The following is an 11,461-nucleotide window of genomic DNA, read 5'->3' as shown; positions in this document are numbered from 1 at the left end:
GGGCCGAGCTCGGCGAGATGATCGCCACTGCTCAAAGCGAGCTTGTCGACCGCATTGAACCCGCCCTGGACGAATTCGCCAAGACCGCTCCGGAACTCGCCGCCCTGCTCAAGGCCGTCACCAAGGAGCTGGCAGACCCGAGGGTCCACGGCTTCGGCATCTCACAGGACGGGATCGAGATGCTGCACAAGTCAGCGCGTACCTTCGCCAATTTGGAAGACAGCGCGAACACCCTGGCCAACGCTGCTGACAGCCTTAAGAACCTGGAGGACAGCGCGAACACCCTGGCCAGCGCGGCCAGTGCCCTCAGGAACCTGACAGACGGCGCTGACACCCTCGCAGACGCCGCCGACTCGCTTGTGAACCTCGGGGACAATGCGCGGATCCTTTGGCGGGCTGCCGACAAGGCCCTGAAGGCCGCCGACGCCCTGGTGAACCTCCCGGACAACGCGAAGATCCTCTCAGGGGCCGCCGACAAGGCCCTAAGGGCCGCCGACACACTGGGTCATACGCGCTTCTGAGGCGGGCAGGGCATCCCAGGCTCACCATGCCGTAGTTTCACAGAGTGACAGACGAAGAGAGAGAACAGCCCGCGCCGGCCGTCGGCGCGGGCTCTCGTGCGTGGGCTGCAGGCGAGTGGGCCAAACGGGTGGCTCGTCCATGGCGCGCATGCGGGGCGGGAGCGTTGCCCCGCTGCCAGGCGGCGGACTGATGTCGGCCGGACGTCCTCGGGGCGGGGCTGTCTGTTGCCTTGGAACCGAGTGGCTTGTTGAGCGTCTACCATTTTCGAATAGATCGAACGTTCCGTTGATGTCCAGTTTGTCGTCTGGACTTGGCGCTTTGCGCTGTTGGAGACTCAGGGACATGGCCCAGGGATCACACGACGCCGCTCACAGCGCGGTTGGTTACCAGCATCAGACCTGGTGGGCGCTGGTGGAGCTGCTGCGTTCTGGACCCGAGCGTCCGGATTCCTCCCTCACGCTGGAGATGTACGACGACATCGCCTGGGACGTGTCGGGGACACCCACTGAGTTGCTGCAGGTCAAACACCACAAGGGGAAGACCCGGCGGCTGACCGACCGGGCGGTGGACGTGTGGAAGACCATCCAGGTGTGGATGGATGAGTCTTCGCCTGGAGATGTCAGCGGCCCATCTCTGGTCCTGGTGACCACGCAGACGGCGGCGCCGGGAAGTGCTATGGCCTTCCTTCGGACCCAGGACCGGGATGAGGCGGCGGCTCTGAAGATTCTGGAAGCAGTAGCCGCCGAGGAGGGATCGGGTGAAACGCGTGACACGCGTCGCCAGTTCCTTGCGCTCGGCACTTCGGTGCGGCGCACGTTCGTTCACCGCATCCGCGTGACCGACGGCTCTCCACACGTCGAGGAGGTGCATGACGCAGCCCGGACTGCTCTGCAGTGGACGCTGCCTACCGGCCACGAGGAACTCTTCATGGCCATGGTATGGAAGTGGTGGGATAGCCAAGCACTGGCTCTGCTGCAGGGCCGCCTGACCAGCTTGGACGTGGGATCTGCCCAGGCCGCGATCGCAGAGATCCGGGATCAGTTCACCAGCGAAAATCTGCCCACGCTGGTGCACCTGCTGGATGTCAACGAGGACGAGATCGGTGAGCAGCACCGTACCCGTCCGTTCGTCCAGCAAATGGAGTGGGTCGCTTACCCTCCCCGAAACCTGCAGAAGGCGATCGTCGACTACTACCGGGCCTACACCCAGGCGGCGCAGTGGGTGGACGAGGACCTCATCGGCATTGCAGAACTCGAACGCTTCGAAGCCGAGTTGATCGATGAGTGGGAGCGTGAGTTTGAGTGGATGACGGAGGGACTCGCTGAGGACGCGGACGAGAAGGCCAGGCAGGCAGCAGGCCGGAGTCTGCTACGTACCTTGTTGGGGCAGACGGCCATCACCGTCCGCTCCCGCTACAACGACCCATTCTTCGCCCGCGGCCACCGCCATGTACTGGCTGACGCCGGCAAGGTCGGATGGCATCCTGAATTTGAGGACCGCATCAAGCAGTTGCTGCACGTGCACGCCTGAGTCGTGCATGCGAACGATCAGGGGGAATCGCGGATGACTGGGTGGAGTGAGCAACCCTCCGTCGTCGCGGCGATGCTCAATCCGGCACTGATCGCCGCGCTGCTGGCGAGTACCGCCGAGGGACACGCCAAGGAGACGAGTCAAGGCGTTCCTGTGGTGCTGTCGTTCGTCGCCGCCCCGCTCGCGCTGCACCGGGGCACCCGCGAAGCCCTCCCGGCATCCACAGCCACGCACTTGGCCACCTGGGTGTCACGAAACCCGGTGTTGCGCGCAGGGCTCCCACAGCGTGCGGTCAGTCTCGTGGAACCGGTCAGGGCTGGCATTCGCTTCGGACTGGCACATGACGTGCTCAGCCTTGACCGGGACCGCCTGTCCGCCGTCCCGCGCAAGCGGCCGCGCGGAGTGCGCCCTCCGCCTCAGCTCAACGAGGTCCTGCGCAAGGCCAACCTCGTGGGCCGGTGGCTAGCGAAGACCGACAGTCCGGCAACTGTGCTTGCGCTGCTGGGCGTGGCACCCTGATCCGGTGCAGCTGCTCGCGATCATCCTCTACAGCAACACCGGTGACCGGCGGATCCTGGAGTTCCAGCCCGGTGCGATGAACGTCGTCACCGGCGAGTCCAAGACCGGCAAGAGCGCCCTGCTGGACATCCTGGAGTACTGCCTCGGACGCGACAGTCTCCAGATGCCCATCGGGCCGATCACCCAGACCGTCGCCTGGTACGCGGCGCTGCTCGACCTGGGCGGCGGCCGGGCATTCGTCGCCCGCCCGGCCCCACTACCGGGTAGGAGTTCGACGCAGCGCGCCATGCTGCGGTTCGGCACCGACCTGGAGGCGCTGGAGTTCGAGGAGCTGGAAGCCGACGTGGACTCCAACGCGGTCCGCGAGCAGCTTGGGCGCAGGATCGGTATTGAGGAGAACCTCCACGAACCTCCGCCCGGGTCCGCCCGTCAAAACGTAGAAGCTCATCTCGGCCATGCCGCATTGCTCTGCCTGCAACGGCAGAGTGAGATCGCCGACCCGAACTTCCTGTTCCACCGGCAGGGTGAGCAGGGCATGGCTCAGACCCTGAAGGACACGATCCCCTACTTCCTTGGCGCTGTGCCCCGCGACCAGGCACTGCGGCGCGCTCAACTCTCCGCAGCAAAACGCGACCTAAAAACTGCCGAGGCTGCCTACCGCAGAGCCCAGGAGACCGCCCAGCTTGCCGGAGCAACCCTGTCAGCGCTGTGGCAGGAAGCGTACGCACTCGGCATGGTGGCAACCCTCGAAGAGCCCGAGCGTGCCGCTGCCGTCGCCGAACTGCAGGCGTCAATCGCTCCCGCAGATTCCGGGCCAGCCCCCGCGACCGACAGGGAGACCGCCACACGCAGGGATCAGTTGCTGCAGACACGCGACAACCTGCGCAACCAGCTGCGCGGTGTCGCAGCCGAGCGGGAGATCCTGCTACAGCAGGAATCGACCGAGGTCGGCTTCGAGGGCGCTGTGCGCACCCAGACCGCCAGGCTGGCCAGCCTGCACCTGCTGGGCCTAACCCCTGACAGCAGCAGCCCTCTCACAACCTGCGCGCTGTGCGGCAGCACCATGACCAATCCCGATCCATCGGTCGCCGATCTGGACCAGCACCTGCGCCGACTGAGCGATCAGATGAACGGAATTGAGGCGGCCCGCCCGGCTCGCCGCGCCGCGCTGACGGCTCTGGACGAACGGGCCGACGACCTTCGCGGCCAGCTACGCAGCGTCGAGGCGGCCCTGCGCCAGCTCACCGCAGCGACTTCCGCCGCCGACCAACTGCCCCAAGACGCAGCGCGCAATTTCATGCGAGGGCGCATCCACGCCACCCTCGCGTCCCTGCCTGCGGCCTCGGACACGGAGCTCCAGCGGCTGAGGCAACTGCTGGAGTTCGCGCAGGGGCGAGTCAGCGCTTTGGAGGCCGAACTCGACCCTGCGGAGGAACGCGAGCAGGTTACCTCCCGGCTGGTGGCGGTCAGCCAGGACATGACTGCGTGGGCGAACCGGCTCCAGCTCGAGCACGGCGGGAGCAGCGTGCGCCTGGACCTGAGCCGCCTTACTGTCGTTGCTGACACCGAACAAGGGCCGGCACCGCTCTTTCGCATCGGAAGCGGCGAGAACTGGGTCGGCTACCACCTCGTCGCCCACCTTGCGCTGCACCGCTACTTCGTCCGCCAGCACAGGCCCGTTCCGAGGATCTTGATGCTCGACCAACCTACACAGGCCTGGTATCGCTCTGAGGTCGATCAACGCTCGGGCGAACCGCGCAGCGATAGCGACCGCGAGGCCGTGAGCCGACTGTTCCGCCTCATCTACGACGTGGTGCGCGAGCTCGCCCCTGACCTGCAGGTAATCATCTGTGACCACGCCAACCTTGCCGAGGACTGGTTCCAGGACTCCGTGGTCCACAACTGGCGCCACGGCGAGAAGCTCATCCCTCAGGAATGGATCGACCAAGCCGCCCAGGCCTCCGGAGAGTCGTCGTGACACTCATTGCTCGGGCAGGGCGCGGCTCTGCTGCCTGGGCCAGGTCTTGGGTGATGATCCACTGATCTGTACTGCGCGGAGGCGTCGCCCAACGGATGGGCGGCGCCTCCGCGCTGTGGGTCTTGAACTCGACATTTAATGCCGACGGCTACGGTGGGCCGAGAGGTCTGTTACCTGTGAAGATTGCTGGACTTGGCATCGCATTTCCTCGTAATCGAGGGTGAGCTGGCGAAGGGCCTCGGCGTAGATGGCGACGGTGCGGCGGAGCTGAGTGACCTCGCGCCGGAGGCCGGCGATGGTGTCCTCCGAGGTCTTCTTCTGCTCGGAGTCCGAGGCTGGTTCGCATGGGGCGTTGCGCAGGGCGTCAGCCCGCTCCTTGAACGTGGCGATCAGATGGGGGTAGTTCCGGTAGAAGGTGGCGTGCTTGATGTCCAGGCGTTTCTCCACGGCCGTGATGGTCGGGTGCCGACCGGCTTCCTGAGCCTCACGGAACACCAGGTCCATGGCGAGCTGGACTTCGTCGTCGGTGAGGGTCGGCCGGGTCACCGTACGGTCTCCTTGGTCATGCTGGTGGGGATGTTGTTGGTTGTGAGGAACTCGGTGAGTTCGGTGCGGCGCTGTTCCATGCGGTCGCGGACGTACGGCGCGACGGAGCCGTTGGCGAGCGCGCGTTCGAGGCGCTGGAGCCAGGCGAGGAACGTCTGGGCGTTGTCGGCGGTGATGGCGACGTTGCGGCACTTGAGCGGTTGGCAGTCCGGCAAGGACGGGCCGTCGGCGCCGTCTCGTCGACGGCACAGGGCCTTGTCGGGGTTGTAGACGCAGGTGACGAACTGGCCGGGGTAGATGCGGGGGTCGTGCCGCTGCATGAACCGTGCCAGGCGCTTGCGGTCGGTGATGACTTTCCCGGCGAACTGGACCTCGTTTTCGAGTGCGGCGAGACGGGCTTCGGCCTCTTCGGCGGCGGGGCCGGTCAGTCGCTGCGGGGCGGGGTTGAGGATAATGTCGCCCAGCTGTTCGCCGCGGGCGATGGCCTGCTCGGCCTCTACCTCGTGCCGGAATCCGGAGGCCGAGGTGCCGGCGTATCCCTCGAACATTTGCACCGAGTGGTGGCGGTACTGGATGGCTCCGGCGATGGTGCCGCCGGGCTGCCGGGCGATCGTCCACGCCAGGGTACGGCGGAACTGCTTGGTGACCAGGCGCCAGTCCTTGCCATTGACCTGCGGGATGGCATCGTCTCGTCCGTGCTCGGCGCAGTATTCGTTGATCCACTTCACGAGCCTGGCCATGCCCTCGATGGTGGCGTTGACGCCCATGACGGAGTTGGGGCTGGAGCCCATTTCGCCGCTGCGACTGGCAGGAGGATGGGCGAACAGCATGTCCTGGCTGGGCGGCTGCAGCCGCTCCAGAGCGCGGACGGCGGTGGCCACGGAGGCGCTGACGACCCAGGTGGCCTCGGTGCCAGCCGGGGTGTCCTCGCCCTTGAATGCCTGGCTGGTGACTTTGTACCGCACGGGGCGGCCGTCCTCGTCGCGCATGACGGACAGGCAGCCGCGCTTCATGTGCTTGATCTCGGCCTCGCGCATGCCGGACAGGTAGGCGATCACGATGTAGCAGGCGATCTGGAGGCGGTTGGTGAAGCGGGTGACGTCGTCGTAGCGGATACCGCGCAGCCAGGGCTGGCCGTCGAGTCGGCCACGGATCTCGGTGGTCATGTAGGTGGAGTCGTCCAGGCCGAGTTCGTCGATCGCCTCGGTGATCATCGACCAGAACGGTTCGCGGTTGAGCGTGGTGGTGTCCACGTTCGCCTGGCGGCACAGGTGGATGACGTTGACCGGGGGCCGCCGGTGCTTGTACCCGCCGCGCGGCAGGGGGCGGCGGGTGGCCCTGTATTCCTGCAGGAGGGCGGTGACCCGCTCGTGCGGGGTGGTGCCGTCGACGATGCCCATATAGCCGGTTTTCCGCTCTCGCAGGGCGAGCCAGTCGGCCTGGGCACGGATGACGTCGTCGGCGAACTCCTCGACCCAGCGCAGGGCCCACAGCAGGAGCGGGGCCAGGACCTGTTCGGGGATGCGGTCGGTGGTGTTCTCGGGTCCGGCTGCGGGGCGGCGGCGAGGGCCCTTGATCTCGGGCCAGGCGCTGACGGGGTCGATGCTGAGTGCGTCGGAGATCAGCTTGCGGCGGAAGTACCACAGGTTGCAGACGGCCCGGCGCTTGCGGCCGACCGTGTTCGCTGTGTGACGCCGGGCCTCTACGCGCAGGCGGTAGGCGTCGATGTCGTCCGCGGTGATCTCGCGCAGGGCTCGGATGCCGCGCTCATTGGCCCAGTCGAGGAACTCCTTCAGGTCGGAGACCATGCTGCGGATCGTTCTGACACGCATCTCCTTTTCCCCTTCGGGGAGGTCGTTGCGCAGCATCGCGAAGCACAGTTCCTTGGCGGCCTGCCGGAACTGGGTGGGCAGGGTGAGGAAGTTGATGGTCAGCGCGTTTTGGTGTGCCTGGTGCTGGCATGGGGACAGGTCCCATTTGTCGTCGCCGAAACGTGAGGTGGCGGCGAGGTCGATGTGCGGAGCCAGGGGCCGGTTGGCCAGCACCAGGGCGTCGTCGGGGATGCCGCCGAGGGCGGCGGGTACGGCGGTGGTCATCAGCTTTCCTTCGGGCCGTCGAGGAGGTCCAGGACGAGTTCGGCGGGCTTGGACTTGGCGGCCTGGGCACGCTCGGCGTCGGTGAACTGCGGCAGGATCAGGCGGGTGAGCGCGAGCCAGGTCCGGCCGTGCTCGGTGACCCACGCGTCCAGGGGCATCTGCTGGCGGGCGTGCTCCAGTTCCTCGACCAGCGCCAGCAAGGCGGGCAGGTGCTGGTGGGTGATCAGCGCGTTCGGGCAGCGCAGGCAGGTCAGGAACGACACGCCGCAGCGGCCTTCGTCGAACGGGCCGTGCTCGATGTCCAGGCAGGCGTTGGCGAGGGTGTCGCGCTTGCCGTCCAGGGTCTCGCTGAGGACCTGGGGGGTGATGCCGAGGGCGTCGGCGGTGCGGCTGCCGTCGCGCAAGGCCTGCTCGGTGGCCGTGTCCAGGACGCGGGGCTTGAACTGGCGGGCGGTGCTCTCGGCCTGTTCCAGGGCCGTGGTCATGATCTCCTCGGCCCAGGCCCGTACGACGGGATCGCCCTGCAGGTAGTGCTGGAAGGAGACGTCCAGGGTGTTCGTGCGGGAGGCGGAGGGCAGGTGGCCGCCCATGGCCTTGGTGGTGCGCACCTCGACCGTGGTCTTGATCCGGTTGATGGTGATCTTCAGCGGCTTGCCGTCGTCGCTGGTCAGGCCGTGGCGGGTGCCCCACTCGCTGAGGTTGAGCACGCGGGCCAGGCTGGAGGCGAAGGGGTCCACGTGGCCGAAGTTGACGTCCTTGGAGTCCCAGTTGTAGCCGCGGGCGCCGGAGAGCCCGGCCCAGATGCTCCAGATCCGCCTGCCGCCGGAGAAGCGCCGGCCGCGGTCGGTGAGCTGGTGCAGCAGGAGGTAGAAGCCGCCGGGGGTGTGCAGTTGGCGGCTGTCGCTGGTGCCGGTCTCCCAGTAGACGGTCTCCCGGGTTTCGCTCTTGCCCCGGCGGCGCTTGGTCAGGGTGATGGCCACGGCTCGGTCTTCCACCAGCCGGTGGGTGGGGGGCAGTTCCTTGAGTGTCTCGCCGTTGCGGCCGGTCAGGCACGCGCCGAGAACGAGGAGCGGGGTGATGTCGGGGTCGGTGAGGAACAGGCGCCGTGCCATGGTGAGGCGGCCCTTCATCACGTTCTGCCACAGCTGGTCGGTGGACCGGGCAAGCGGAACGCGGCCGGTGCGGTCCATCTCGTCCAGGTGCATGCCCAGCACCTGGTCGTCCGCGCTGAGGCTGTCCGGGGCGGCGCGGTAGGTGGCCAGGAGTTTCTCGCCTGTGCGGATGCGGTCGCGGATGGCGACGACGTCGCTGCGGGCGGCGGTCAGGATGGCCTTGAACTCGCGGTCGGAGTAGCCGGGGACGGGGGCGGTCTTGAGCTTGCTGACCAGGTTGCGGCGTCCCAGGTACTCGCGCAGGTCCTCCGACAGCACGTCGCGGGGCGTGATCGCCCGCAGGATGGCGTGGATGAGCACCATCTGGGTGCGCACGCCGGCCTCGGTGGTGGTCCTCAGCTTCTCGAACCGGAAGCGCTCCAGATGGCGGGGCGACAGCTCGCCGATGCTCTTGGGCGGGTTGGGCAGGGCGGCGATGAAGCCGAGGAACTGCCGCATGGCGGTGAAGTCGCCATCCGCGCTGGCCCGGGTGCGCAAGGTGCCGGTAGGGCCGGTGCGGTGGGCGAACGCGGAAGCGAAGTAGGGGTGGAAGGGCGGGTGGCGCAGCTTGGAGATGTCGTACTCGAAGGTGCGGCCGTCCTCGCCGGTGAAGTGCACCTTGAGCGTCCGGGCCGCCTCCTCGGGCGGTGCGGGCGCCTCGTAGGGGCCGTCGGGCATGACGGAGGTGCGTCCGGTGCCCGGACGCGCCGGCCGGGACATCTCTGCGGGGCCTTCGGGCTGGTAGGTGATCTGCTCCAGCCGGTGCCGCAGCTCGGTGGACAGCTGCTCGTAGGGCGAGATGTGCATCAGCAGCCGCCGCAGGCTGGTGAAATGGATCGGCTGGGCGCCGGGAGCGAGTTCGGCCCGCACCCGCTGGTGGAAGTCCTCCAAGTGCTCCACCGTCACCTCGCCGAGCGAGGCCGGCGGCTGAGGGAGAGCTTCCAGCCCGGTCAGGAAGCGCCGCAGGGCGTCGAACGGCCGCTGGGCGGTCCGGCGCGAGGTGCCCTGGGCGGCCTGAAGCATCGCCGTGAACGCGCCCGCGAGCGTGGCGTGCCAGGCCGGGAACGGCAGGGTGGCGAAGTCGAAGTCGAACATGACGCCGTCGTGGTCGGTGAACTGCACCACCAGCGGATTGCCGGGAAGGGTCGCCTGCGCGGGGATCGTCGGTGTCTGGCGGGCCTTGGCGAGGTAGGCCCGCATGTCGATGGACAGCATCGTGGCGGGCTCGACGTGCCGCAGCAGCCGCCCGATCTGCCACATCTGCGCGCGTGCCGCCTTCTGCGTGGTCGGGCCCAGCTCGTGCAGGTAGTAGCCGTCCAGGTGCCCGGGCGTCAGGTCGGACAGGGTGCGAGGGATCTGCTCCAGGGACTCCAGATACGACAGGAAGCGGCCGATGGGCCAGAACGCGGCATCGGCGCTCTTGAACGTCCGGATCGCGCCGAGGTTGAGCACATCGGTGAACGCACGGGCCAGGACGTCGTGCCAGGGCGGCATCGGCAGCGCGGCGAGGTCGTAGGTGCGGATCACCCCGGACCGCTCTTCCGCGAAGGACACGGCCGCACCGTCGGCCACGGCGACGCGGCGGCTGAGCGAGTTGTCGGAGGCCTCGGCGGTGGCCATGGTGTCGGTCATCGGGAGAAAACCTCCAGGTCGTGGTCGGCCCCGGGCTCCGACTCGTCGGAGTCGACGCCGGTGGGCTCCCAGTCGTTCGGAATCAGGGCGAGGCGGGTCTCCAGCTCCAGCTCCTGCAGCGCGTGCAGGTACCGGAGCGTGGTGGTGACGCTGCGGTGTCCGAGCCGAAGGCGAACCCAGTTGAGCGGATCGCCGAAGATCATCTGGTGGGTGCGCCGCTGGGCGGGATTCATCTCGGCCAGGTCCTGGATGTGGCCCCGCCACAGCTGTTCGAGGGTGATGACGGCGTAGGAGTGGCGCAGGGCATGCGGATGGGCCCGCACCGCCAGGCGGAGCCGCCGGGTGCGCTTGTTGGCCGTCTTGAACACTTCCTGCCAGCACGAGCCCTTGCTGGGCAGGCCGTTCTCGTTGATCCACAGTGCGGCGGGCTCCAGCCCGTCCGGGGTGTCGATCAGCAGCCGTCGCCGCTCGGCATGCCCGAGCTGGTCCACGGTCAGCCGCTCACCGTCGACCATGACGAACGGCTTGGCGCGGTCGGTGATGATGAGCGGGTCCCGGATGCGGTCGTACACGCCGGCGTCGCGGGCGTCCTCGATCGCCTCGGCCCGCTCCATCTCGACGTAGTCCCACACCGCCTTGAGCGAGGAGGCGGGCAGGTACACCCACCTCGCGGAGCCCCATTTCGCGATCCGCCACGGCAGCCAGGTCCGCACGTTCTGCTGGCCCGGCACCGGGTGCGGCAGCTCGAAGACGGACAGCGAGGTCTGCTCGCACAACCGCAGACCGGTACGGATCATCAGATCGCAATAGGTGCCGTTGCGGGCGGCGAACCGGCCGCGGAACGAGCGGTCGGCCAGCCCCTCGCAGGTCAGACCGCGCAGGCCCAAGTCCCGCCACGTGCGGTACATGTGCGGGGTGAGCCAGACGACCTCCTTGCGCGGCCCAGTGTGGGAAGCCTCCGCCGGGGTCTGGCCGCCGCCGCGGCGGCCATGGGCGTCGCGGGCGCGGCTCTCGCGCTGCACGATCGGGTTCTCCGCCGCGTACTTCCGGCGCGGGTGGACGGCCCACTTGTAGAAGGAGTTGACCGAGGCCACCTCCCGGTCCCAGGTGGTCCAGTCGACGTGCGGGCCGCGCGGGTCCGCCGTACGCCACTGCTTGTACGCGGCGCGGTCCTGGGGCGTGGCATGACGCCAGTCCGTGCGGTTCCGGCTGCGCCAAAGGAAGTTCAGCCACAGCTTCAGGTCGGAGGCGTGGGCGCGCTGGGTGTCCTCCGGGGAGCCGGCCAGCTCCGTGGTGAAGTACTCGTTCAGCTGGGTGTCGTAGCGGCCGTCGGGGCTGATCAGGTAGGGGGTGCCGTCGAGGACCTTGTGGTCGTGCAGCCACTCGTCGAGATCCCACAGGGTGTCGATCAGCGGGTCCGCTGTTTGCGGCCGGGGCAGGTCGCGGCGGGTGTAGAACACCCGCCAGAGAAGTTCGGTCATGGTTCC

7 protein-coding genes and 1 pseudogene are annotated in these 11,461 nt (G+C 67.9%); 4 read left to right on the top strand and 4 right to left on the bottom strand.

The window, feature by feature from the left end; translation table 11 throughout:
- The 4 genes and pseudogenes from GA0115233_RS40895 to GA0115233_RS41635 form a co-directional block, all read left to right on the top strand.
- A pseudogene (locus tag GA0115233_RS40895) lies at window positions 1-521 on the top strand (hypothetical protein); the annotation flags it as partial.
- 343 nt (window positions 522-864) lie between these two features.
- Window positions 865-2,052: an ABC-three component system protein gene (locus tag GA0115233_RS06550; protein ID WP_093719124.1), complete on the top strand. Its 1,188-nt coding sequence runs from the start codon at window positions 865-867 to the stop codon at window positions 2,050-2,052.
- Between the two features lie 3 nt (window positions 2,053-2,055).
- A complete protein-coding gene (locus GA0115233_RS06545; RefSeq protein ID WP_255310069.1) occupies window positions 2,056-2,571 on the top strand; it encodes a three component ABC system middle component in 516 nt (171 codons plus the stop codon).
- 4 nt (window positions 2,572-2,575) lie between these two features.
- Window positions 2,576-4,549 carry a DUF3732 domain-containing protein gene (locus GA0115233_RS41635; protein ID WP_093719123.1) on the top strand — a complete coding sequence of 658 codons (1,974 nt, stop codon included), beginning with the start codon at window positions 2,576-2,578 and terminating at the stop codon, window positions 4,547-4,549.
- Between the two features lie 135 nt (window positions 4,550-4,684).
- Here GA0115233_RS41635 and GA0115233_RS06535 read toward each other — a convergent pair whose 3' ends face one another.
- Genes GA0115233_RS06535 through GA0115233_RS06520 form a run of 4 tightly spaced genes read right to left on the bottom strand, consistent with a single transcriptional unit; the run spans window position 4,685 to window position 11,455 of the window.
- Window positions 4,685-5,095 (bottom strand): hypothetical protein, encoded by a 411-nt coding sequence (locus GA0115233_RS06535; protein ID WP_093719122.1) that lies wholly within the window; start codon window positions 5,093-5,095, stop codon window positions 4,685-4,687.
- Window positions 5,092-7,191 (bottom strand): site-specific integrase, encoded by a 2,100-nt coding sequence (locus tag GA0115233_RS06530; RefSeq protein WP_093719121.1) that lies wholly within the window; start codon window positions 7,189-7,191, stop codon window positions 5,092-5,094. Before GA0115233_RS06530 ends, GA0115233_RS06535 begins: the two co-directional genes overlap by 4 nt.
- Window positions 7,191-9,974 carry a hypothetical protein gene (locus GA0115233_RS06525; protein ID WP_093719120.1) on the bottom strand — a complete coding sequence of 928 codons (2,784 nt, stop codon included), beginning with the start codon at window positions 9,972-9,974 and terminating at the stop codon, window positions 7,191-7,193. Before GA0115233_RS06525 ends, GA0115233_RS06530 begins: the two co-directional genes overlap by 1 nt.
- Window positions 9,971-11,455 carry a site-specific integrase gene (locus tag GA0115233_RS06520; RefSeq protein ID WP_093719119.1) on the bottom strand — a complete coding sequence of 495 codons (1,485 nt, stop codon included), beginning with the start codon at window positions 11,453-11,455 and terminating at the stop codon, window positions 9,971-9,973. The genes GA0115233_RS06525 and GA0115233_RS06520 overlap by 4 nt, the downstream gene beginning before the upstream one ends.
- Window positions 11,456-11,461 lie beyond the last annotated feature (6 nt).

The organism is Streptomyces sp. DI166 (genome assembly GCF_900091315.1).
Lineage (GTDB): Bacteria > Actinomycetota > Actinomycetes > Streptomycetales > Streptomycetaceae > Streptomyces > Streptomyces fuscus.
This window is presented reverse-complemented; position numbering and strand designations above follow the sequence as displayed.

Bases quoted from the DNA above. Each gene is read 5' to 3' on its own strand.
- GA0115233_RS06550 (WP_093719124.1), top strand. From the start codon at position 865: ATGGCCCAGGGATCACACGACGCCGCTCACAGCGCGGTTGGTTACCAG.
- GA0115233_RS06530 (WP_093719121.1), bottom strand. From the start codon at position 7,191: ATGACCACCGCCGTACCCGCCGCCCTCGGCGGCATCCCCGACGACGCC.
- GA0115233_RS06525 (WP_093719120.1), bottom strand. From the start codon at position 9,974: ATGACCGACACCATGGCCACCGCCGAGGCCTCCGACAACTCGCTCAGC.
- GA0115233_RS06520 (WP_093719119.1), bottom strand. From the start codon at position 11,455: ATGACCGAACTTCTCTGGCGGGTGTTCTACACCCGCCGCGACCTGCCC.